Source organism: Streptomyces sp. NPDC088817 (genome assembly GCF_044750345.1).
In the GTDB taxonomy this organism is placed as follows: Bacteria; Actinomycetota; Actinomycetes; order Streptomycetales; family Streptomycetaceae; genus Streptomyces.
In genome coordinates this window covers 21,948-44,263 of the sequence record NZ_JBIVJN010000021.1, presented here as the reverse complement: position 1 = coordinate 44,263, position 22,316 = coordinate 21,948, and the positions used below count along the sequence as shown (strand labels likewise).

The window sequence follows — 22,316 nt, the reverse complement described above, 5'->3', positions numbered from 1 at the left end:
GTGGCTTACACCAATGGCTCCCGCGGCCACTGCTTCGAAAGAGGTGAACTTCCGACCCGAGTGCGACGTCCGCGGAAGGAGCCGCACGGGAGCCGGTCAAGGGCGGGCACGGCAAAGGTCCGCGGCGCACCCGTGTCGCAGGGTGCGCCGCGGACCGTCGTTCCGGTCAGCGGGTGCCGACGGCCGCGCGTACGGCCCGGCGGGCCAGCTGGCAGTCGTCGTGGAGCCGCCGCAGCAGCAGCCGCTGTTCCTCGCCGGACGGCACGGCACCCGGGTGGGCCGTGCCCGGTGCGGCCGGGGTAGTGTCGTGCAGGGAACGCTGCACGGCCGTCTCGTACGTGCGGATCTCCCGGGTGAGCACGAGCATCAGGTTCACCAGGAACGCGTCCCGCGAGGCCGGGCCCGCCGACTGGGCGAGCTGGCTGATCTGCCGCCGCGCGAGCGGCGCGTCCCCGAGCACGGACCACAGCGTCGCCAGGTCGTAGCCCGGCAGGTACCAGCCCGCGTGCTCCCAGTCCACCAGTACGGGACCGGCCGGGGAGAGCAGGACGTTGGCGAGGAGCGCGTCGCCGTGGCAGAACTGGCCCATGCCCTGCCGGCCGGCGGCGTGCGCGATGCCGCGCAGCAGCTTCTGCAGGTCACCCAGGTCCCGGTCGGTGAGCAGACCCAGCTCGTGGTACCGGGAGATACGGGCCGCGTAGTCCAGCGGGGCGTCGAAGGTGCCCGCCGGGGGCCGCCAGGCGTTCAGCCGGCAGATCGCGCTCAGAGCCGCCCCGATGTCCGCCCGCGGCGGGGCCTCGACCGGGTGCCGTTGCAGCGCGGCCACCCGACCCGGCGTCCGTTCGATCACCAGCGTGCAGTTGTCCGGGTCCGCCGCGATCAGCCGGGGCACACGGACCGGTGGCCGGTGCCGGACGAACGAGCGGTATGCGGCTATTTCGTGCCGGTAGCGCTCCGCCCACGCGGGGGAGTGGTCGAGTAAACACTTGGCGACAGCGGTGCCGCGCCCGATCGTGCCGACCAGGAGCACGGACCGCCCGCTGCGGCGCAGCACCTGCACCGGAGCGAACTCCGGGCAGATCCGGTGCACCGAGGCGATCGCCGTACGCAGTTGCGCGCCCTGAGGGCCGGACAGGTCGAGTCTCCCGCTCAGCGGTTGCGTGCCGGGCCCCACGGCGTGGCGCGTCCGGCCGGCACCGAGCGCGGGGGCCGCCGGACGCACGGGGTCGAGGTAGGGGCCGCCGACGCCCGGACGGGGACGCAGCGACCGGGGCGGGGCGGACACGGAGGACGATGCTGCGTACATGTGGCGGGACCGATCCCTTCGTGTGCCTGCTGCTTCAGCGCCTCCCGGCCCGGACGCCCGGGTGCACCCTGGGGAATGTCCCTCGGCGACCGGGTCGGGGTGGCGCGTTCCTACCTGACACCCGGCGCGCACTGGCACACCATGTGGCGCACCCTGGCGAACCCTGGCGAATAGTCGCCCGGCAAGTCGCGGCGGGTCTACTGTCAACTCAGCCGAGTACCTGGGGGCTTGACGTGACAGGACAACCCAACACCCGTCTCGCGGACCTGTTCGGCCTGGCCGGCTGGTCCAAAGGGGAACTCGCGAGGCTGGTCAACCGGCAGGCGGCGGCCATGGGCCACCCCCAGCTGGCGACCGACACCTCCCGGGTGCGGCGCTGGATCGACATGGGAGAGATCCCGCGCGATCCGGTGCCACGGGTGCTGGCGGCCCTGTTCACCGAGCGTCTCGGCCGTGTCGTGACCATCGAGGACCTCGGTCTGGTGCGGCACGGGCGTACAGGGAAACGGCAGGGCGACGGGAGTGAGGAACATCCCGACGGAGTGCCGTGGGCGCCCGAGCGCACCGCTGCGGTCCTCACCGAATTCACGGGAATGGACCTCATGCTCAACCGACGCGGCTTGGTGGGCGCGGGCGCCGCGCTCGCCGCGGGCTCCGCACTCAGCAGCGCCATGCACGACTGGCTGCAATCCGATCCGACACTCAAGGCCGAAACACCCGCCCTCGACCGTCCCCTGCACGCCGACCCCGCCGGGTTCGACCGCTACGACGCCGCCCCCGTCGGGTCGCAGGAGATCGAGGAACTCGAACGCTCGGTGGAGGTGTTCCGCGCCTGGGACGCCGCCCGCGGCGGCGGGCTGCAACGCAAGGCGGTGGTCGGCCAGCTCAACGAGGTGGGCGGCATGCTCGCCTACCGCCACCCACCCCACCTCCAGCGGCGCCTGTGGGGCGTCGCCGCCAACCTCTCCGTCCTCGCCGGCTGGATGTCCCACGACGTCGGCCTGGAACCCACCGCCCAGAAGTACTTCGTCATCGCCGCCCACGCCGCCAGGGAGGGCGGCGACCGGCCGCGGGCCGGGGAGGCACTGTCCCGCGCGGCACGCCAGATGGTGCACCTGGGCCGGCCCGACGACGCACTGGACCTGATGAAGCTCGCCCACTCCGGCGCGGGCGACCGCCTCCAGCCGCGCACCAAGGCCATGTTCCACACCATCGAGGCCTGGGCGCAGGCCTCGATGGGCAAGGGCCAGGCGATGCGCCGCACCCTCGGACGGGCGGAGGACCTCTTCGTCTCCGACACCGGCGACGCGGAGCCGCTCGACTGGATGCAGACCTTCAAGGACGAGGACCTGTACGGCATGCAGGCGCTCGCCTACCGTACACTGGCCGAGCACGACCCGGACGCGGCCGCGCACGCCCAGCACTACGCGGAGAAGGCACTGGCCCTGCGGGTCGACGGACGCGAGCGGTCGAAGATCTTCGACCATCTGTCCATGGCCTCCGCCTGCTTCATCGCGGACGACCCCGAACAGGCCGACCGGTACGCGCGGCTGGCTCTGATGGCGATGGGCTCGAACTCCTCCCGGCGCACCTGGGACCGGCTGCGCGAGATGTACCGGCTCACCGCCGAGTACGCCACCTATCCGAAGGTCGGCCAGCTGAGGGAGGAGATCCGGCTGGCGCTGCCGGGGCCGAAGGGCAGGAACGCCGGGAGCGCACCGGCGTAGGGTTCCGGTTCCGTACGCGGGCTACGACGTCACCCGGGCGACCAGCACACAGGCGTCGTCCTCGCGCCCGGTTCCGGTGAACTCCTCCACGACCGTCCGTACGCACTCCTGCGCGTCGCGCGCCGCGGTGAACCGCGGGGCCAGGCCGAGCAGGTGGTGTGCGGTGGCCGTCCGTCCCTCACGCGCGGCCGTGCCGGCGCGCGGGGACCCGCACCGGGGCGCCAGTCCGTCGGTGTGCAGCAGGAGCAGGTCGCCCGGCTCCAGGGTCTCCTCGGCCTGCCCGTAGGAGGCTCCGGGAACGGTGCCGAGCGGGGCGCCGTCCGGGGCGTCCAGCATCCGCCCCGTCCCGCCGCGGTACAGCAGCGGGGCGGGGTGTCCCGCCCGCGCCCAGGTCAGGGTGCGGGTGGCGGGCCGGTACTGGCAGCAGACGGCGCTGCCGGCGGCGGGCTGCTCGGTCGCGGCCGGCAACTGGTCGAGCCAGGTCATCAGCTGTTCCGGCCGGGCTCCCGCCATCGCCATGCCGCGCAGGGCGCCCAGCAGCATCGCCGCGCCCGTGGTGGCGTCCGGCCCGCGGCCGGTGAGTCTTCCGGTGCCGAGCAGGGTGCCGCCGTCGGGCAGCCCCAGCGCGTCGTACCAGTCGAACCCGGCCGGGGTGCCGGTGGAGGACGGCAGGTGGTGGGCGGCCAGGTCGAGTCCCGGGCGGCCCCGGTGCGGGAGCCGCAGGAAGCCACGCCACGGGGGGAGCGCGGCTTCCTGCGGCTCGACCGCGAGCCGGTGCTCGGTCTGCGCGCGATGCCGGTGGCGGTGCAGCGAGTCACGGGTCTCGCGCACGGCCGACTGACTGAGCCGCAGTTCGCTGACGTCCCGCAGCACCGCCCACATCGAGGCGGTGCCGCCGTCGGCGTCGAGCACGGGCTCGCCCATCATGTGCACCGCGCGGACGGTTCCGTCCGGCCGCACGATGCGGAACTCCCCGTCGATCGGCTTGGCGTCGACCAGGCAGTCGGTGACCATGGCGGTCAGCCGGGGCCGGTCCTCGTCCAGCACCACGCAGGGCAGTTCGTCCAGGGTGAGCGGGGGAACGGCCGGGTCGCGGCCGAGGATCCGGAACAGCTCGCCCGACCAGGCGGCCTCGTCCGTCAGCAGATTCCACTCGGCGCTGCCGACACGGCTGAGCAGCGAGCCGCGCGGGACGGCGGAGGGCCCGGCGGGCGCCGGTGGCGGCCCGTCCCGTAACTGCGCCAAGTGCGCGTCCAGATCGTTGAGCTGGCGCAGCGCCAGATCGCACAGGGCGCGCTCCCACCTACCCCGCGGATCCGAGGCGTCGCCCCGCGCGTCCCGCCGCACGGCGTCCACCTCGCCTCTGAGCCGGCGCGCCTGGGATATCAGCGCGTCGACCGGGCCGCCCCCGGGTGACTGGGCGGGGGAGCGGTCCGCGGAGACATGGGGCGGCATGGCGCACTCCGATGCGGGAACGGTTCGGCCGGGGCGGCGTGAGGGGCGCTGGGGACTTTCGCAGCAGGCCCTAAGACTGTGGCACAGCCGACGGTGCCCTGTAAGGGATTTGGCAAGACGCGATGCGAGGGTGCACCTGGCATATGCCACCGTCTCCCCAGGGTGGCTGACCGGCACTTTCTGTGTAGCCGCACCGGTGGCCGAGGCGTAGACGACGTACGCGATTTGACGGTCGGCCGGAGGCGGTGCGCGGACACTCAAGCGTGTGTTCTACGGCCGTCTGTTCCCTTGTCGCGGGCCGCGCACCGCCGATCACCGGGAGAGTGACGCAGCTCACATGGATTGGTGGGCCGTCAGGCGTAATGCGAACGGCACCTGCGGACTCCCAAGGACAACGGCACAACCGGCCGACCTGACGACCCACAGGGGAGACCGACCATGGACACCACCCTCGAGCAGACCGCCCGCGCCCGTCTGATCACCGCGGACGGACAGGAGCTTTCCGTGCCCGCCGTCCTGCGCTACGTGTCCACCGACCCGCTGGCCGTGCACATGGACTTCCCGCCCGAGGTCTCCCTCGACGGCGAGGCGGTCTCCTGGACCTTCGCCCGCGTCCTGCTGGAGGAGGGCATCGAAGGCCGGGCCGGCGCCGGAGACGTGCACCTGTGGCCGTGCGGAGGGTCCCGTACGGTGCTGGAGCTGCACTCGCCCTCGGGGCTGGCCCTGCTCCAGTTCGACACCCCGGCGCTGCACCGCTTCCTGCTGCGCAGCTACGCCGTGGTCGCCCCGGGCCAGGAGGACCTCACCGCGGCCGTCGACCACGGCCTGAGCACGATCTTCGGCACCGTCTGAGCCGGCCACCCCGCACGCCGGGCACCACCACGGGCCTCCCCGCAGGCCCGGCGCCCGGCGTCAGTAGCGCAGCACTCCGGCGATCCCCTGCGCGTCGCCGAGGGTGCCGTCGGGGACGAAGCGCACGTCGGCGCCCGTCTCCAGACACTGCTCGACGATCTCGTCCACGATGTCCTCGCGGGCGCCCGGTTCCCCGCTCCCGGCCGGAACCAGATGCCCGCCTGCGGACTCGCGCATCGTCACGCGGTAGTTCTCCTCGACGGCCAGCAGCCGGACGCGGCCCTCCCGCGCGCTCTGCCAGACCTCGTCGACACCGGCCGCGTACTCCTTGCGCCCGCGGGCCCCCTCCAGTTCGCGCGCCACCGCCTCGGCGTCACCGCGGATCCGCTCGTCGCGCACGGGGCCGATCGCACGCCACACCGCTTCGGGGGTGGCGTGCGCCAGACCGCCGTGCTGAACGGGCACCGCGTACTTGGCGACGCTGCCGACCTCCTCCAGCGCGGACAGCGCGGCCGGCTCGCCCGTGATGTACACCCGGCGCGGATGCTCACGCAGGACCGTGCTCATGGCACTGTCCGCCTCCCGCAGGAACTGGCGGGTGCTCTGGTCGCGGAACGTGCTCGGCTCGTCGCCGATCTGCATCCGGCGTTCGGCGTCGAAGTTCTCGACGAGCTTTCTGGTCAGCGGGAAGCCGCCGGTGTGGTCCTCCGTGACCCGGTCGACGCCGCCGCTCCACAGCGTCACACGGTCCGCGGAGACGGACAGGACCCAGAACGGACGCTCGGCGGTACGCGCGGAGACCAGGTTGCGGGTCAGGAAGGTGTCCGAGAGGACCACGCGCTCCGGAACGGCACGGGACAGCGACCACACCTGGTGCTCGCCCGGGGCCGCGAAGATCACCAGCCCGTCCTCGGCATAGGTCAGGTCCACCTCCGCGAGGGCCTGGTCGAGCTGCCGGAAGACGTCGTTGCGCTGCTCCCGGCCAACCTGCGGGTTGGCGTCAAGCTGCCGCTTGGCCTCGGCCACGACATTGCGCAGCCGCACCGGATCCTGGGCATTGTCGGGCTCGCGGCGGTGCGTCGGCGTCAGCACCGAGACCGCCGGGTAGGGGCGCGGACGCCGCAGCTCGGCGAGGATCGAGGGACTCAGCTCGTGCTCCATGACAGCACGATAGGTCCGATTCGCACCTCAGGCATTCGGGGCAACTCGGCTGGCGCGCGGGCTCATTCGCTGCTAGGGCCTGTTGCGATAGTCCCGTCGTCCGCCCGGAGGGCGGGCCTCGCGGCGTCAGGTGCGTGCTCTCGGTGTGCCGGGCCCTGGCCCTCGTACTGGATGTACTTGGGGCAGGGCCCGGCGCGGCGAGTGGGGGCGCCCCCTGCTCGAAGAGCTTGGGGGAGCGTGCATGGCGTCGTGGGGCAGGCGGGACTTTCGCAACAGGCCCTCTAGGGGCCCCCGAGACCCGGCACGCCAGGCGACGCGCCTGCCCGGGACCGGTGCGACCGACCTGGTGCGCGAACGTGGGAGGAGCGCGCGGACATGGAGAAGTCTTTGCCCTTGGCCGGTTCCCACCGCAGCGCCCCAGGTGCGGGGCCCTTTCCATGCTGTTCCGGGAGCAAAGCGCGGCCGGAACGAGCGGGGCACGACGGCATCCGGGTGAAGCACGCGTTGACCGCCACGGCCCCGGTGGCACACGCTCGACATATAGGTGCTCCATGCAACTGGTTCTCCGGCGGGCCGGAGGGCGGGAGGTAGCGGATGTGCGGCATCACCGGCTGGGTCTCCTACGACCGTGACCTGAGGGCCGAGGACGCGACCCTGCGCGCCATGACCGAGACGATGGCCTGCCGCGGCCCCGACGACCGCGGCACCTGGGCCGAGGGGCCCGCGGCCCTGGGACACCGCAGACTCGCCATCATCGACCTGCCCGGCGGCCGCCAGCCGATGACCGCCGGCACACCGGATGGCACGGTGGCCCTCGTCTACTCCGGCGAGGCCTACAACTTCACCGCGCTGCGCGCCGAACTCACCACCCGCGGCCACCGCTTCGCCACCGACTCCGACACCGAGGTCGTCCTGCGCGGCTACCTGGAGTGGGGCGACTCGGTGGCCGAACGCCTCAACGGCATGTACGCCTTCGCGATCTGGGACGGCCGCCACGACGAGCTCGTCATGATCCGCGACCGGATGGGCATCAAGCCCTTCTACTACCGGCCCACGCCCGACGGCGTCCTCTTCGGCTCCGAGCCCAAGGCGATCCTCGCCCACCCCATGGTCCGCCCCCGGGTCACCCTGGACGGGCTGCGCGAGCTGTTCACCTTCGTCAAGACCCCGGGCCACGCCGTCTGGGACGGCATGCGCGAGGTCGAGCCCGGAACCGTCGTCACCGTCGGCCGCGACGGTCTGCGCACCCGCGTCTACTGGCGGCTGCGGACCCTGCCCCACCCCGACGACCGCGACACCACCGTCGCCACCGTGCGCACCCTGCTGGACGACATCGTGCGCCGTCAGCTCGTCGCCGACGTGCCCCGCTGCACCTTGCTCTCCGGCGGTCTCGACTCCTCCGCCATGACCGCGCTGGCCGCCCGCCGGCTGGCCGAGCAGGGCGAGAAGGTACGCAGCTTCGCCGTCGACTTCGTCGGGCAGAGCGACCACTTCGTCGCCGACGACCTGCGCGCCACCCCCGACACGCCGTTCGTGCACGACGTGGCGCGCGCCGCCGACACCGACCACCAGGACATCGTGCTCGACGCGGACACCCTGGCCGACCCGGAGATCCGCCGGAAGGTGGTCCGCGCCCGCGACCTGCCGATGGGCTTCGGCGACATGGATGCCTCCCTGTACCTGCTCTTCCGCAGCATCCGGGACCACTCCACCGTCGCCCTCTCCGGCGAGTCCGCCGACGAGGTCTTCGGCGGCTACCAGCACTTCTTCGACGAGGAGGCGCGCCGCGCCGACACCTTCCCCTGGCTGGTGCGCTTCCGGCGCGACTTCGGCGACGACGCCGGTGTCCTGCGCCCCGACCTGGCCCGCGCCCTCGACCTGCGCGCCTACGTCGCCGACGGCTACCGCACCGCCATCGGCGCCGTCGGCCGTCTCGACGGCGAGAGCGACTTCGAGTTCCGGATGCGGCAGATCTGCCACCTCCACCTGACCCGCTTCGTCCGGGCCCTGCTCGACCGCAAGGACCGGATGAGCATGGCGGTCGGCCTGGAGGTCCGCGTCCCCTACTGCGACCACCGCCTGGTCGAGTACGTCTACAACGCGCCCTGGGCCCTGAAGTCCTTCGACGGCCGGGAGAAGAGCCTGCTGCGGGAGGCGACCGCGGACCTGCTGCCCAAGTCGGTGTACGACAGGGTCAAGAGCCCGTACCCGTCCACCCAGGACCCCAAGTACGCCCTCGCCCTCCAGGAGCACGCCAAGGACCTGCTCGGCCGGCCCGGGCACCCCGTCTTCGACCTCGTCGACCCGGAGAGGCTGCGCCGCCTCGCGCACAGCGACACCGACCTCGGCGGCAACCAGGCGGCGCGGCGCGGTCTGGAGCGGATCCTCGACCTGGCCGTCTGGCTGGACATGTACCAGCCGCAGATCGTCACCGTCTGACCCCGGTCCGGCCTCACGGCCCCACGGCCCCACGGCCGACCGGTCAGCCGGCCGCGTCCGGCTCCCGGTCCGCGCCGCAGGAACTGCCGTCGGCCGGCAGGGAGCCGTACAGCAGGAAGTCGTTCACCTTCCTGTGCACGCACCGGGAGGACAGGTACCCGGTGTGCCCGTCGGCCCGGTTGTCGAGCACCACGGCGGACGGACCGAGCCGCCGCGCCGTCTCCAGCGTCCAGCGGTACGGGGTCGCCGGGTCGCCGCGGGTGCCCACCAGCAGCATCCTCGCCGTGTCGACGTTCTTCACCTTCTCGCGGATGAAGTCCGTGCCCCTGGGACGGCCGTAGCACATCAGCAGCTCGTCGAGCCGGGCGCGGCCGAAGACCGGCGAGGCCCGCCGGTACTCGGCGCTCAGCCGGCGGAGGTCCCCGGTGAGCCGCGCGGCGCCGGGCCGGTCGGGATCGTCGGCGCAGTTGACCGCCAGCGTCGCGGCGGGCTGGTTGTCCGGCGGGATCTCGCCGGAGCCGACCAGACCGCCGTCCGCCGGACGGGGCGCGCTCCGCCGTCCCGGCAGGGTGCCGCCACCGGCGGCGAAGACCTCGATGCCGTGCGTGTCGCCGTCCTGCACCAGGGAGGCGATCGCCCGTTCCAGCGAGGGCCACAACTGCTTGCTGTAGAGCGCCTGTCCGATCGCCCGGGCGAGGTCCTGGCCGGACAGCTTCCCGCCGGACCCGTTCGGCACCGGGTTCTCGTCGAGCGAGCGGACGAGCTGGACGACCTGGTCGCCGGCCGCGCGGCGGTCGTCGCCCCACGGGCAGGCGATGTCCCGCACACACCAGTCGAGGAAGTGGTCGAGCGCCGTCTGCTGTGCCTCGACGGCGACCAGGCCCTGCCGCGCCTGCGGCTCGGTCAGCGTGTCGACTCCGTCGAGGGCCATCCTGCCGACCTTGCCGGGGAACAGCGCCGCGTACACCGCGCCGAGCCGGGTGCCGTAGGAGAAGCCCAGGTAGTCGAGCCGGTCGTCGCCGAGCGCCTGACGCATCACGTCCAGGTCCCGGGCCGCGTCGACGGTGCCCATGTGTGCCTGGACCGGGCCCGAGCGCCGGGCGCAGTCGGCGGCCGTTCGCTGCCAGGCCGTGAGTTTCGCGCGGGCGACCTTCGGGTCGCCGAGGTCCCCGTTTCCGCCGGTCGCCCGCGTGGCCCGGTCGTCGGTGTCCAGCCCGCAGCCGACCGGAGAGGACCTGCCGACGCCCCGCGGGTCGAAGGTGACCACGTCGTAGCCGTTCGTCAGGTCCAGGAACCGCTTGCCGTCGGTGGTCAGCCCGGACACGCCCGCGACGCCGGGACCGCCGAAGTTCAGCAGCACCGAGCCCCGTGAGGGGCCGGTCGCCCGGTAGCGGGCCAGGGCGAGGTCGAGGGTGCCCGCGCCGGGGTGCGCGTAGTCGAGGGGAACGGTGACCCGGCCGCACTGCACGTCCTTCGGGGCGCCCGCCTCGCACGCCGACCACGCCACCTTCTGGCGGTAGAACCGGCTCAGGCCCCTCGGTGCGCCGCCGTCGGTCTCCGCGGGCAGTGCCGCGCCGAGGATGACGATTGCGGCGGCCCCCACGCACGCGCCGCGCCGGGTCGCGTGCCGCGACAGCTTGGCCGGCATGGGCGCCTCCAGCAACGTCCGCCACGGACCGGAAACAGGCCTTCGCCCACCGTAGGCGGACCGTCCGGCCGCCGCCTCCCGGTGGGCACGGCCCCCCATCTCGCGGGTACCGCCTTCGGCGCCCAGGGTCCCGCCCCGGCGGCTTCGCGCGCCGTTCGATAACGGGCCCCCCGAAGGGGTGAAAGGGCGACAGGCCATAACCCTGAACCTTTCACCAGCGTTTTACGGGGTGCGGGTGAGCGCCCGCGACCATGTCTGGAAGGCAGGGAACCTATGAAACGGGTCACGCGGAACAGTGTGATCGCCGTGGCCGCAGCCTCCGGCGCGATGGCGATGGCGATGCCGATGTCCGCCTTCGCGGCGGACGGCGGCGCCGTGGCGGAGGGTGCCGCGGCCGGCTCGCCCGGTGTGCTCTCCGGCAACACCGTTCAGCTGCCGGTGGACGTTCCGATCAACGTGTGCGGGAACACCGTGGACGTGGTGGGGCTTCTCAACCCGGCGGCGGGCAACCGGTGCGCCAACGCGTCCGACGGGAGGGATCGGACGCCGACGGCCGGCGGTGCGGTGGCGCAGGCCGCCACGCACGACTCACCCGGGGTGGTCTCCGGCAACAGCATCCAGTTGCCCGTGCACGCTCCGGTGAACGTCAGCGGCAACAGCGTGAACGTGGTGGGCATCGGCGACCCGGCCTCCGGCAACACGTCCACGAACACGCCGGGCGACCACGTCACCCCGACGCCTCCGCCGCCCGTGCGGTCCGAGCCGCAGCCGGTGCCGCGGCACGTGACGCACCCCCGGCCCGTGGCCGTGCCCCGGACGCAGGTGTCGCTCGCCCACACCGGCGCGGACCAGACCGCGCCGATGGTGGCCGCGGGCGCCGCCCTGGTGCTCGGCGGAGCCGTCCTCTACCGGCGCTTCCGGCCCGGCGCGCTGCGCTGACACGGACCCGCGAGCGCGGCGGAGGCTCACCGGACCGGTGTCCGGTGGGCCTCCGCCGCGGCGGGGGCCCGACGGCCGCGGATCCCGCACCGTAAACCTGTTGCCGAGAACGTCCGCGCTTTGATCCAGTTGGCGTATGGATCACGCCGCGGTACTCGCCCTGTACGACCGGAACCTGCGCGAAGGCGTCGGGCCCGACGGTTCCGGAACGCGCGTGGAGCGCGCCGGGAAGGTGGTGCGCCAGATCGGCTCGGCTCAGGACTGGAACGGCGTGCTGTGGTCGGACCTGGACGAGTCCTGCGCGGACGCCGTGATCGCCGAGCAGACGGCCCGCTACGGTGGGTCCGGCCTCGCCTTCGAGTGGAAGGTGTACGGGCACGACCGCCCCGCGGACCTCGCGCGGCGCCTCCTGGCCGCCGGCTTCGTCCCCGAGCCTCAGGAAACCCTGATGGTCGCCGAGATCGCCGAGCTGGACCTCGGCGCCGAGCCGCCCGAGGGCGTGCGCCTGCGCACGGTCACCGACGAGGCGGGCGTCGAGCTGCTGGTCGGTGTGCACGAGCAGGTTTTCGGCAGGGACGGCTCCCGCATGCGCCACCGCCTGCTCGCCCGGCTGGCCGCCGAACCGGACACGCTCGTCGCCGTCGTCGCCCTCGCCGGTGACGAGCCGGTGAGCGCGGCCCGGATGGAACTGGTGCCCGGTACGGGGTTCGCGGGCCTGTGGGGCGGCGGCACCGTCGAGGGCTGGCGGGGCCGGGGCGTCTACCGCGCCCTCGTCGCCCACCGCGCCCGTGCCGCCGCCGCCCGCGGCTACCGCTACCTCCAGGTCGACGCCTCCAGCCGCAGCCGCCCCATCCTGGAACGCCTCGGCTTCGCCGCCCTGACCACCACGACGCCGTACGTGTACGAGCCCTGAGCCCACCGGACCGAGCGGGGCCGCCGGATCAGCGGTGCCCCGCCCTCGCCCGGTCCAGCATCGAGACACCCAGCGCGGCGAGGGCGATCTGGATGAGCCATTCGATCCAGTCGACCCCCTTGGTGTCCGCGACGCCCAGCGCCGAGGCGATCGCCGCGCCGACCAGCGCGGCGACGATGCCGATGAGGATCGTCCAGAGAACGCCTATGTGCTGGCGTCCGGGAACGACGAGCCGTCCCAGAACACCGATGATCAAGCCGATGACGATGGCACTGATGATGCCCGTGATCTCCATCTTCCGCCCCTCTGCGTCGTGACCCCCGCGCCCTTTCGGATGCCCGCTGGAACCGGAGCCACACCGGTCGGGTTCCGCCGCCCCGGCCCGGCGCCGTCCCTCTTCAGGTCCCCCGTGGCAGCGCGTACGGCTCCTCGGCGCACGCCTGCTGCCGGAGGCGGCGGCGCAGCTCGTGCAGGCCCCGGCGGGAGTGGCTCTTGACGGTGCCCAGCGGCCAGCCCGTGCGCGCCGCGATCTGGGTCTGGGTGAGGTCCTCGAAGTAGGCCAGCCGCAGTACACGGCGCTGGGCCGCCGGGAGCCGGTCCAGCTCGTACCGGACCAGGACGCGGTCGAGGGCGGCCTCCGGCCGGCCGTCGGCCGGATCGGCGGGGCCCAGAGCCGACCCGGCGGCGGCGACCAGCTCCCCGCGACGGGTCCGGGCGGCCAGCGCGTCCGCGATCCTGCGCCGGGTGATGCCGACGATCCATCCCGCGAGCGGACCGCGCTCGGGCCGGTAGCCGTGCCTGCCCCGCCAGACGCCGAGGAAGACCTGCTGGGTCACGTCCTCCGCCTCCTTGGCGTCTCCCAGGGACCGCCAGGCCAGCGTGTGCACCAGCGCCGACCAGCGGTGATAGGCGGCGGCGAGGCAGGCGTCGTCGCCCGCCACGAGGCCACGCGCGAGGTCTTCCGGTGTCATGGCGACGGCTCCTGTGGCGGTTCCCGGGGACTCGCCCCCGTACCGCCATCGTGTGATCGCCGGCCGCCCCCTTCAACTCGCGTCGCTTCCGCATCGTTTCCCCCCTGGGGACGGGGAGCGCGGCTCCTCAGCCGCGGTCGCGGGCGTGTTTGAAGCGGGCCAGCCCCTCGGACAGTTCCACCACCGGGTCCGGGTAGTCGAGGGCGGCCCGGGCCGCCCCCTGGAGCTTCCACGGCTCGTGCACGGCCGGCCCGTCCAGCCCGGAGAGTTCGGGCACCCAGCGGCGTACGTACGTGCCGTCCGGGTCGTACCGCTTGGCCTGGGTGACGGGGTTGAGCACCCGGTTGGGCCGGGTGTCCGTGCCGGTGCCCGCCATCCACTGCCAGTTGAGCTGGTTGTTGGCGAGGTCGCCGTCGACCAGGTACCGCAGGAAGTGCCGCGCGCCCACCCGCCAGTCGACGTAGAGGGTCTTGGTGAGGAAGCTCGCCGTCAGCAGGCGGCCCCGGTTGTGCATCCAGCCCTCGTACAGCAACTGGCGCATGGCCGCGTCGACGATCGGATAGCCGGTGCGGCCTTGGCGCCACGCCTCGACGTCCTCGCGCGCCGACCGCTCGGACCGCCACCGGTCGTGCTTGGTGCGGTAGTCGGCGCTCGCCGCCGCGGGCCGCGCGGCCAGCACCTGGCGGTGGAAGTCGCGCCAGGCGACCTGCCGTACGAAGGCCTCCGCGCCCGGGACGGCCGCGCCGCGCGCCCGGTGCACGAGTTCGACCGGGGAGAGGGTGCCGAAGTGCAGATGGGGCGAGAGCCGGGACGTGGCGTCGCCGGCCAGGTCGTCGTGGCGCTCCTCGTAGGCGGTGACACCCGAGCGCACCCAGGCCGCCAGGCGCCTGCGGCCCTCCGTCTCGCCGCCCGGCGCGAGGGCCGGCGACAGGTCGGCGGCGGCAGGCCGGGAGGGCAGTTCCCCGGAGGCGACGCCGTCCGGGACGCGGACCGTGCGGGGTGCGCCCAGTGGAGCGCGCAGCCGCTGCCGCGACCACTGCCGGAAGTAGGGCGTGAAGACGGCGAAGTGGTCCGAGGAGGACGGGGTCAGTGTGCCGGGTGCGACGGCCGTGGTCACCGTGTCGTGCACGTGCAGCCGGCGCCCGTCCGCCTCCAGGGCGCGCCGCAGCCGCTCCTCGCGGCGGTGGGCGAAGCGGCTGACGTCGGCCGCCACGTGGACCTCGTCGGCGTCGGCCTCACGGGCCACCTCGCACACCTGCTCGACAGGGTCGCCGCTGCGCACGACCAGCCGGCCGCCGCGCCGGCGCAGTGCCGCGTCGAGGTCGTGCAGGCAGTCGGCGAGGAACGCCAGCCGGTTCGGGGCGGCGAAACCGGCCCCGTCCACGGCCGGGTCGCGCACGAACAGCGGGACGACGTGCCGGGAGCCGTCGAGGGCGGCGCACAGCGGTGGGTGGTCGTGCACCCGCAGGTCGGCGGTGAACAGGACGACCGAGACGTTCATGGTGGGGGCTCCGTGGAGGGGACGGGAAGGCAGGACGGACCGCTCCGGACGGTCCGGGGCGCCCCGGACGCTCCGGATGCCCCGGAGGTTCCGGAGTGTTTCCCGCGCGGGGCGTCCGGCGGATGCGGGCGTCAGCGCACGGAGGTGCGTTCCCCCGAACGGGTGAGCCGGGCCTGTTCGGCCGCCGCCCCGGCGATGTTGCGGGCCATCCCGCCGAACACGACCGCGTGGAAGGGCGAGAGGCTCCACCAGTAGGCGTGCCCGAGGAGCCCGTGCGGATGGAACACCGCGCGCTGGCGGTACAGCGTGCGGCCCTCGGCGTCGGTGCCGACGCACATCTCCAGCCAGGCCAGGCCCGGCAGCCGCATCTCGGCCCGCAGCCGGAGCAGCCGTCCCGGTTCGATCTCCTCCACGCGCCAGAAGTCGAGCGAGTCGCCCGCCCGCAGCCGCTGCGCGTCACGGCGCCCCCGGCGCAGCCCGACCCCGCCCGCCAGCCGGTCGAGCCCGCCGCGCAGCGCCCAGGCGAGGGGGAAGGAGTACCAGCCGTGGTCGCCGCCGATGCCCTCGACGACCCGCCACAGGGCCTCGGGCGGCGCGTCCACCGTGCGTTCGCGTCGGTCCGTGTAGAGGCTGCCGCCGGCCCAGTCGGGATCGGTGGGCAGGGGATCGCTGGGCGCGCCGGGCACCGAGGCGGACGACCACCGGGTCGTCACCTGCGCGTCGCGGACCCGTTGCAGTGCCAGCCGTACGGCCTCGTCGAAGCCGATCGGATGACCGGGAGGGTCGGGCACGTACCGCAGGATGTCGTGCTCCCGGCAGACGACCTCGTGGCGCAGCGACTCGGCGAGCGGGCGCGCGATGGCCGCGGGCACGGGGGTGACCAGGCCGATCCAGTGGCTGGACAGACGGGGGGTGAGGACCGGGACGGGGACGATGACCCGCCGGGGCAGGCCCGCCACCGCCGCGTACCGCAGCATCATGTCCCGATACGTGAGGACGTCCGGCCCGCCGATGTCGAAGGCCCGGTTCACGTCGTCCGGCATCCGCGCGCCGGCCACCAGGACACGCAGGACGTCGCGCACGGCGATCGGCTGGATGCGGGTGCCCACCCAGCTGGGAGTGACCATCACGGGCAGGCGCTCGGTGAGGTAGCGCAGCATCTCGAAGGAGGCCGACCCCGAGCCGATGATGACGGCGGCGCGCAGGACGGTGGTCGGCACCCCCGAGGCCAGCAGGATGCGGCCGACCTCCGCCCGCGAGCGCAGATGCGGGGACAGCTCCTGCTCCGGCACACCGGCGGGGGTCAGGCCGCCGAGGTAGACGATCCGCCGCACGCCCGCGGCCCGGGCCCGTTCCCCGAAGACGCGTGCGGCCCGGCGGTCGGTCTCCTCGAAGTCCTTGCCGGTGCCCAGGGCGTGCACCAGGTAGTAGGCGACGTCGACGTCCCGCAGCGCCATGGCGACCGACTCCGGGTCGGTGACGTCGCCGCGCACCACCTCCGTGCGCGCCGCCCAGGGGTGGTCGCGCAGCTTGCCGGGGGAGCGGGCCAGGCAGCGCACCCGGTTGCCGGCGTCGAGCAGCTCCGGGACCAGCCGGCCGCCGATGTACCCCGTGGCGCCCGTCACCAGGCAGCGCGGGCCGTCGCCCGTGTCCTCACCGTTCATCGGTCTTGGTCCCTCGTACGTAGGTGCCGTGTGCGTCCCCGGATCACTTCCACCAAGGCGGCCCTCGCGGATGCGTGGACGGCGCTTTCCGTGGGCCGATCGTGTGACCGTGGCCGCCGCACCGCGAATGGGCCGATCGCGTGGCCCCCGCTGACGTGCCGCGGCGGCCGGGGAAGGGATTCCGCCGAGGCCGTCGGGCGAGGTGCCGGTGCGGGGCCCACCGTTCGAGCGAGAGGTGGGACGACGGCACGACGTCAAGGAGAACGTCATGAAGTACTACCTGCTCAGCGTGATCCAGCCGGCCGAGGGCGAGCCGCCCGCGGCCGAGGCGCTGGCGCGGATCATGCGCGAGGTCGAGGGCTTCCACCAGGAGCTGCGCGAGGCGGGTGCCTGGGTCTTCGCCGGCGGGCTGCACGGCCCGGAGACCGCCGTCGTCGTGCGTCCCGGGGACGGTCAGGTACGGGTCTCCGACGGCCCCTACACCCAGGGCGCCGAGTACCTGGGCGGCTTGTGCCTCATCAAGGCGCCGGATCTGGACGGGGCCGTGGAGTGGGGCCGCAAGGCGAGCCGGGCCACCACTCTCCCCATCGAGGTGCGCCCGTTCCTGCACCCGGCCGGGGACTGACACCCGGCGCGTCGGATCCGATTGGTCTACACCCTTGACTGGTACAGACCAGTGCGGTTGAGTGCCCGCAACCCCCCACCGCGGCCGCCCCCCAGACCGTGCCCGGTACCACCGGCGCGTGCGCGCGAGAACCGGCTCCGTCCGGCCTCGCGGGGGTGCGGCCGCGCTCCGCGGATCCCTCGGACTCCCGCCGGACGCCGGCCGGTTCCGCTGACGTCCGGCCGCCGCTCGTGATGTCATGCCCCTGACCATCCTGGCCGACGGTGTCATCGACCGCCGGGGCGCCCCCCTGGGCGACGGCCACCGTCCGGACGAAGGGCAACACCGCCATGCGCACCCCCCACGCGCTGCTCGCCACGACCGCGGCGCTCGCCGCCGTCGTGGCATCCCCCGCATCCGCTCCCGCGAGCGCCACGGCGCAGGCTCCGGCCGCCGGGGCGTACTACGTCCAGAGCGTCACGACCGGCCTGGCCGCGGCGGCCGCCGGTGCCGGCGCCGTGGAACAGCACAACCCCAGGGGCGACGAGGACCACCAGCAGTGGAACCTGAGGGCGAACGGACCGTCGTACGTCCTGGAGAGCGCCGACCAGGCCGGCACCTGTCTCGGCCGCTCGGGCGACCGGGCCCGCACCGTCGCCTGCGCCGACGCGGAGGCGGCCTGGGAGATCGCCCCGGCCGGGGACGACCGGTACACGCTCAAGACGCCCGGCACCGACCGCTACCTGACCGTGGCCGCCAAGCCGTCCGGCGCCAACTACCCCGCCCCGCTCGCCCTCGGCCCCGCGGGCGACCTGGCCCGCTGGTACCTCACCCCGGTGACACCGGACACCCGGCCCATGCCGCCGGCGGACCAACGCACCCTCGACCAGGTCACGTTCCTCACCGCCCACAACGCCTACGCCAACGGGGTCGACGGCGGTTTCGCCCCGCCGTTCGTCAACCTCTTCCCCAACCAGAGCCGTGGCATCGACCAGCAACTCGCCGACGGCGTCCGCGGTTTCATGCTGGACATCCATCAGACACCGGACGGCGCGATCCTCTGCCACAACAGCTGCACACTGGTCAGCAGGCCGGTCGCCCTGTGGGTGGACCTCCAGCGCATGGTGGACTTCCTGGCGTCGCACCCCGACCAGTTCGTCACCGTGTTTCTGGAGGACTACGTCGATCCGGGCGTCCTGCGCGCCGAACTCGCCCGTGTGCGCGGCCTGTCCGACGTGCTCTACCGGCCCGACCTGACCGGCGTCCGGAACAACGGCTGGCCCAGGATGGCCGACCTGATCGCCGACAACCACCGGCTGCTGATCCTCACCGACCACAGCCGCTCGGCCGACGAGGCGGCTGGCCTGACCCGGGACGGCTTCGGCGTGATGTACCAGCGCGAGTGGACGGTCGAGAACTACTGGTCGATGGGCGCGGGCGTCGGCGCGTCGGACTGGTCCTGTTACAGCCGCTGGTACGGCGCCGACCTCAACATCCCGCTGACGCACACCGAACCGGGCTTCCGGCCGCTGTTCGTGATGAACCACTTCCGGGACAGCACGATCAGCGCCACGGTGCAGACCGACAACGGCAAACTCGCCGACCGCGCCCGGCGGTTCTGCGAGCCCGCGGCACGCAAGAAGCCCAACTTCCTGGCCGTGGACCGCTACGACCTCGGCGACCCCGCGGCCGCCGTGAACGCGCTGAACACCCACACATATCCGTGACATCCGGCCGTACGGCGCACGCGATCACGACACGCGGGTGTGCGAGACTCCGCCGATGACCTCCGAAACGATCACCGCGGACGCCGCGGGCACCTGGGAACTCGGCGACCTGCCCGTCCACCGCATCGGCCTCGGCGCGATGCGGCTGACGGGCAGCGCCGCCTTCCACCTCGGCACCCCGAGCGACCGGAACCGCTCGATCGCCGTGCTGCGCCGGGCGGTCGAGCTCGGCGTGAACCACATCGACACGGCGGCCTTCTACTTCTCCGCCCGGCGCTCCGCCAACGAGCTGATCAACAGCGCCCTTTCGCCGTACCCGGACGATCTGGTCGTCGTCACGAAGGTCGGCCCGTTCCGGAACTGCTCGGGGGAGTGGGGCCCCTCCGCGCGCCCCGACGACCTGCGCGGCCATGTCGAGGAGAACCTGCGCCAGCTCGGCCGCGACCACCTCGACGTGGTGAACCTGCGCCGGATGGGCCAGGACTCCATCGCCGAGCACTTCGGCGCGCTCGCCGAACTGCGCGAGGAGGGACTGATCCGCCACCTCGGCATCTCCGACGTGGAGCCGCGCCACCTCGAGGAGGCCCGCGCCATCGCGCCGGTGGTGTGCGTGCAGAACCGCTTCGGGCTCGACTTCCACGACCCCGCCACCGACGAAGTGCTGCGGGTCTGCGGCGAGGAGGGCATCGCCTTCGTCCCGTTCTTCGCCATCGCCGGCGAGGGCGGCTCCAAGGGGGCGGCGGACGGCGCCCACGACGAGGAGGTCGCGGCCGTCGCCCGGGCCCACGACGCGACACCCGCGCAGGTACGGATCGCCTGGACCCTCCAGCAGGGCCCGCACGTCCTGGCCATCCCCGGCACCGGCAACCCCGACCACCTCGCGGAGAACGTGGCCGCGGGCGCCCTGCGCCTCACCGACGAGGAGATGGCGGGGCTCGACGCGCTGCACACCGCGACCGGCGACGGGACCGGCTGAGCGGCGTCCCGTACCGCATGCGGGGACCGTCCAGCCGGGCCCCCGCGCCGGTCCCGGCGGCGTGCGGTCCTGGTCAGTCCAGCCGCTCGTGCAGGAACGCGACGGTGCTCCGCCACGCGCGGGACGCCGAGTCGGGGTCGTGGCTGGGTCGGCGGTCGTTGAAGAAGGCGTGGCCGGCCGGATACATGCGGAAGTCCGCGGAGACGCCCGACTGCCGCTCGATCGTCTCGCGCAGCTCCTCGACCCGCTCCGGCGGGACGCCCTGGTCCTGCTCCCCGAAGTGGCCGAGGAGCCCGGCGCGCAGCCCGGAGAAGTCGGGCAGCTCGCCGCGGATGACGCCGTAGAACGGCACGGCGGCGCTCACCCGCGGATCGACCGCCGCGAGGTACAGCACGAACCCGCCGCCCATGCAGAAGCCGACCGCGCCGACCGTGCCGGAGGTGACCTCGGGCAGGGACAGCAGATGGCCGACGGCGCCCGAGAGCAGTTCGACACCGCGCGAGACCGGCAGGGCCTTCATCATCGGCAGGGCCTCGTCGGGGTCGTGTGCCACGCTGCCGCCGTACAGGTCGGGTGCCAGGGCGACGAAGCCCTCGGCGGCGAGCCGGTCGGCGACGTCTGCGATGTGGTCCGTCAGCCCCCACCACTCCTGGATGACGAGGACGCCCGGACCGCTTCCCGACGGGGGCAGCGCGAGGTAGCCGTGCGCGGTGTCTCCCGCGCTCGGGAAGGTGACGTTCTGCCGGGCGGGCGTCTCGGCGGGCCTGGACCGCTCGGACATGGTGCCCAACTCCTTGCCGGATCGCGGATCGGCGCCCGCCGAATCGTGGCGGGGGCCTCCCTCGATCCTTACCGCGTTCGCCGTGCCGACGCCGCCCGCCGTTCACGGTCCGGTTCGCGCCCCTTCGTACGGTACGGCGGGCGGTCCGGCCGTGCGGCGGGCCGCCGGAGCGCGCCGGGACCCGGGTGGCGCGGTGCGCGCGATCCCGCGGTCATTCCCGGGCGGCTCCTTCCATAATGGGCGGGCGGGCGCGCCCGCGAGCGGACCACGGCACCGGACTGACTACAATCATGTAGACGATCTACGACCGTGGGCGACAACGGGGTGAGGAAGTACCCATGACCGACGACGACAGGGACGAGCGCAGGCCGGCCGGTGAGCTCGAAGCCAGCGTCATGGCCGTCCTGTGGGCCGCCGGCGCGCCCCGCACCCCCGGCGAGGTCCAGCTCGGCCTCGGCAGCGGCCTGGCCCGCACCACGGTCACCACCATCCTGACCCGGCTGCACGACAAGGGCGTCGTCGAGCGTCACCGCCAGGGGCGCGGATACGCCTACTACCCCGTCCAGGACGCGCACGGCCTGACCGCCCGCCGCATGCACTCCGAACTCGACCGCGACACCGACCGCGAGACCGTACTCGCCCGCTTCGTCGCCCAGCTCAGCCCGGACGACGAGCGCGTCCTGCGCGATCTGCTCGAATCCGGTGAGCGATGACCGCGGCCCTGCTCCTGCTCCTGTCCCTGCTGCTGCCGTTCGCCGCGCCGGCGCTGGCCCGGCGCGCGCTCGACCGCCTCGCCCCCGTCACCGCGCTGTGGATGATCACCGGCTTCGCGGTCGTGCTCGCCGGCTGCTCGCTCGCCGCGCTCGGCGCCTTCGTCCTCACCGGTCTGCTCAAGCTGCCCTTCGTCGCGGCGCTGGGCAAGCTCGTGCACCCCGTGTCCACCCCCTCCGACCTGGTGGTCGTCCCGGCGGCCGCGATCTCCGTGGGAGCGCTCGCCGTGTGCGCGTGCACGCTGGGGCGCGCCGCGCTGAGGGAGTTCCGCGCCTTCCGCGACGCCCATACGGAGGCCGGCCGCGGGCCCGCCGCCGGCGACCTGTGCGTGGTGGACTCCCCGCACCCCGACGCCTACGCGCTGCCCGGCCGCCCGCACCGCATCGTCGTCACCACCGCCATGCTCCGCAGCCTCGACGCGGCCGAGCGCGAGGCGCTGTTCGCCCACGAGCGGGCCCACAACCGGGGCGGCCACCACTACTTCCTGGCCGCCGCCGAGCTGGCCGCCCACTGCCATCCCGCGCTGCGGCGGGTGCGCGGGCCCATCCGCCTCGCGGCCGAGCGCGCCGCCGACGAGGCCGCCGCCGCGGCCGTCGGCGACCGCCGGCTGACCGCCCGCGCCATCGCGCGCGCCGCCCTGGCCGGCCAGGAGGCCCGCTCCGTACGCCCGGAGTTCGCCCCCGCCGCCACCTCGGGACCGGTCCCGCACCGCGTCAAGGCGCTCCTGGCCGCCCCGCACGTCCCGCGCCGCGCCGCGACCCGGATCGCCGCGCTGCTGACGGCCTGCGCCGCGGTCTCCTTCGCCGCCTCGGCGACCGGCATGATCGACGTCCATCACCGGGTCGAGGTCGCCCAGGGCGACACCTCCCGCTGATCCCTGC

General features: G+C 73.8%; 19 protein-coding genes. 10 read left to right on the top strand and 9 right to left on the bottom strand.

Translation table 11 applies throughout. From position 1 onward, the window contains the following. Positions 1-166: 166 nt before the first annotated feature. Positions 167-1,306 (bottom strand): aminoglycoside phosphotransferase family protein, encoded by a 1,140-nt coding sequence (locus tag ACIP4X_RS31180; RefSeq protein WP_401351540.1) that lies wholly within the window; start codon positions 1,304-1,306, stop codon positions 167-169. 233 nt (positions 1,307-1,539) lie between these two features. On the opposite strand from ACIP4X_RS31180, the gene ACIP4X_RS31175 reads away from it, so the two are divergent. Then, positions 1,540-3,033 (top strand): hypothetical protein, encoded by a 1,494-nt coding sequence (locus tag ACIP4X_RS31175; protein ID WP_391459127.1) that lies wholly within the window; start codon positions 1,540-1,542, stop codon positions 3,031-3,033. A gap of 21 nt (positions 3,034-3,054) precedes the next feature. On the opposite strand, the gene ACIP4X_RS31170 is transcribed toward ACIP4X_RS31175, so the two are convergent. Further along, positions 3,055-4,488 (bottom strand): PP2C family protein-serine/threonine phosphatase, encoded by a 1,434-nt coding sequence (locus ACIP4X_RS31170; RefSeq protein WP_401351538.1) that lies wholly within the window; start codon positions 4,486-4,488, stop codon positions 3,055-3,057. A 438-nt stretch (positions 4,489-4,926) separates the two neighbouring features. On the opposite strand from ACIP4X_RS31170, the gene ACIP4X_RS31165 reads away from it, so the two are divergent. Beyond that, positions 4,927-5,340 (top strand): SsgA family sporulation/cell division regulator, encoded by a 414-nt coding sequence (locus ACIP4X_RS31165; RefSeq protein WP_358733772.1) that lies wholly within the window; start codon positions 4,927-4,929, stop codon positions 5,338-5,340. Between the two features lie 60 nt (positions 5,341-5,400). On the opposite strand, the gene ACIP4X_RS31160 is transcribed toward ACIP4X_RS31165, so the two are convergent. Continuing rightward, positions 5,401-6,501, bottom strand: a complete 1,101-nt coding sequence (locus tag ACIP4X_RS31160; protein WP_401351536.1) for a chemotaxis protein — start codon at positions 6,499-6,501, stop codon at positions 5,401-5,403. A 594-nt stretch (positions 6,502-7,095) separates the two neighbouring features. Between ACIP4X_RS31160 and asnB the strand changes: the two genes are divergently transcribed. Further along, positions 7,096-8,940 (top strand): asparagine synthase (glutamine-hydrolyzing), encoded by a 1,845-nt coding sequence (gene asnB / locus ACIP4X_RS31155; protein WP_358733776.1) that lies wholly within the window; start codon positions 7,096-7,098, stop codon positions 8,938-8,940. Positions 8,941-8,983: 43 nt separating this feature from the next. On the opposite strand, the gene ACIP4X_RS31150 is transcribed toward asnB, so the two are convergent. After that, positions 8,984-10,588, bottom strand: coding sequence for an alpha/beta hydrolase (locus ACIP4X_RS31150; RefSeq protein ID WP_401351534.1), 1,605 nt, complete (start codon positions 10,586-10,588; stop codon positions 8,984-8,986). Positions 10,589-10,861: 273 nt separating this feature from the next. Between ACIP4X_RS31150 and ACIP4X_RS31145 the strand changes: the two genes are divergently transcribed. Both ACIP4X_RS31145 and ACIP4X_RS31140 read left to right on the top strand, forming a co-directional pair. Continuing rightward, positions 10,862-11,527 (top strand): chaplin family protein, encoded by a 666-nt coding sequence (locus ACIP4X_RS31145; protein WP_401351532.1) that lies wholly within the window; start codon positions 10,862-10,864, stop codon positions 11,525-11,527. A 136-nt stretch (positions 11,528-11,663) separates the two neighbouring features. After that, positions 11,664-12,440: a GNAT family N-acetyltransferase gene (locus ACIP4X_RS31140; RefSeq protein ID WP_401351530.1), complete on the top strand. Its 777-nt coding sequence runs from the start codon at positions 11,664-11,666 to the stop codon at positions 12,438-12,440. 28 nt (positions 12,441-12,468) lie between these two features. On the opposite strand, the gene ACIP4X_RS31135 is transcribed toward ACIP4X_RS31140, so the two are convergent. The 4 genes from ACIP4X_RS31135 to ACIP4X_RS31120 form a co-directional block, all read right to left on the bottom strand. Further along, a complete protein-coding gene (locus ACIP4X_RS31135; RefSeq protein WP_358733783.1) occupies positions 12,469-12,735 on the bottom strand; it encodes a GlsB/YeaQ/YmgE family stress response membrane protein in 267 nt (88 codons plus the stop codon). A 103-nt stretch (positions 12,736-12,838) separates the two neighbouring features. Next, positions 12,839-13,411 carry a sigma-70 family RNA polymerase sigma factor gene (locus ACIP4X_RS31130; RefSeq protein ID WP_391459114.1) on the bottom strand — a complete coding sequence of 191 codons (573 nt, stop codon included), beginning with the start codon at positions 13,409-13,411 and terminating at the stop codon, positions 12,839-12,841. 127 nt (positions 13,412-13,538) lie between these two features. After that, positions 13,539-14,912, bottom strand: coding sequence for a cryptochrome/photolyase family protein (locus ACIP4X_RS31125; RefSeq protein ID WP_401351528.1), 1,374 nt, complete (start codon positions 14,910-14,912; stop codon positions 13,539-13,541). Between the two features lie 131 nt (positions 14,913-15,043). Next, on the bottom strand, positions 15,044-16,576 hold the full coding sequence (locus tag ACIP4X_RS31120; RefSeq protein WP_391459110.1) for a DUF2867 domain-containing protein: 1,533 nt from the start codon (positions 16,574-16,576) through the stop codon (positions 15,044-15,046). Positions 16,577-16,844: 268 nt separating this feature from the next. On the opposite strand from ACIP4X_RS31120, the gene ACIP4X_RS31115 reads away from it, so the two are divergent. The 3 genes from ACIP4X_RS31115 to ACIP4X_RS31105 all read left to right on the top strand — a co-directional run bounded on the left by ACIP4X_RS31115 (position 16,845) and on the right by ACIP4X_RS31105 (position 19,883). Then, positions 16,845-17,201: a YciI family protein gene (locus ACIP4X_RS31115; RefSeq protein ID WP_358733791.1), complete on the top strand. Its 357-nt coding sequence runs from the start codon at positions 16,845-16,847 to the stop codon at positions 17,199-17,201. Positions 17,202-17,530: 329 nt separating this feature from the next. Beyond that, entirely contained in the window at positions 17,531-18,907 is a 1,377-nt protein-coding gene (locus tag ACIP4X_RS31110; RefSeq protein ID WP_358733852.1) for an RICIN domain-containing protein, read from the top strand. Between the two features lie 55 nt (positions 18,908-18,962). Then, positions 18,963-19,883, top strand: a complete 921-nt coding sequence (locus tag ACIP4X_RS31105) for an oxidoreductase (RefSeq protein ID WP_391459108.1) — start codon at positions 18,963-18,965, stop codon at positions 19,881-19,883. 73 nt (positions 19,884-19,956) lie between these two features. Here ACIP4X_RS31105 and ACIP4X_RS31100 read toward each other — a convergent pair whose 3' ends face one another. Continuing rightward, the gene (locus tag ACIP4X_RS31100; RefSeq protein WP_391459106.1) at positions 19,957-20,664 is read right to left on the bottom strand and encodes a dienelactone hydrolase family protein; all 708 of its coding nucleotides are present in this window, start codon (positions 20,662-20,664) and stop codon (positions 19,957-19,959) included. 338 nt (positions 20,665-21,002) lie between these two features. On the opposite strand from ACIP4X_RS31100, the gene ACIP4X_RS31095 reads away from it, so the two are divergent. Both ACIP4X_RS31095 and ACIP4X_RS31090 read left to right on the top strand, forming a co-directional pair. Continuing rightward, entirely contained in the window at positions 21,003-21,377 is a 375-nt protein-coding gene (locus ACIP4X_RS31095) for a BlaI/MecI/CopY family transcriptional regulator (protein WP_358733796.1), read from the top strand. Further along, positions 21,374-22,309 carry a M48 family metalloprotease gene (locus ACIP4X_RS31090; protein ID WP_391459103.1) on the top strand — a complete coding sequence of 312 codons (936 nt, stop codon included), beginning with the start codon at positions 21,374-21,376 and terminating at the stop codon, positions 22,307-22,309. Before ACIP4X_RS31095 ends, ACIP4X_RS31090 begins: the two co-directional genes overlap by 4 nt. The last annotated feature ends 7 nt before the right edge of the window (positions 22,310-22,316 follow it).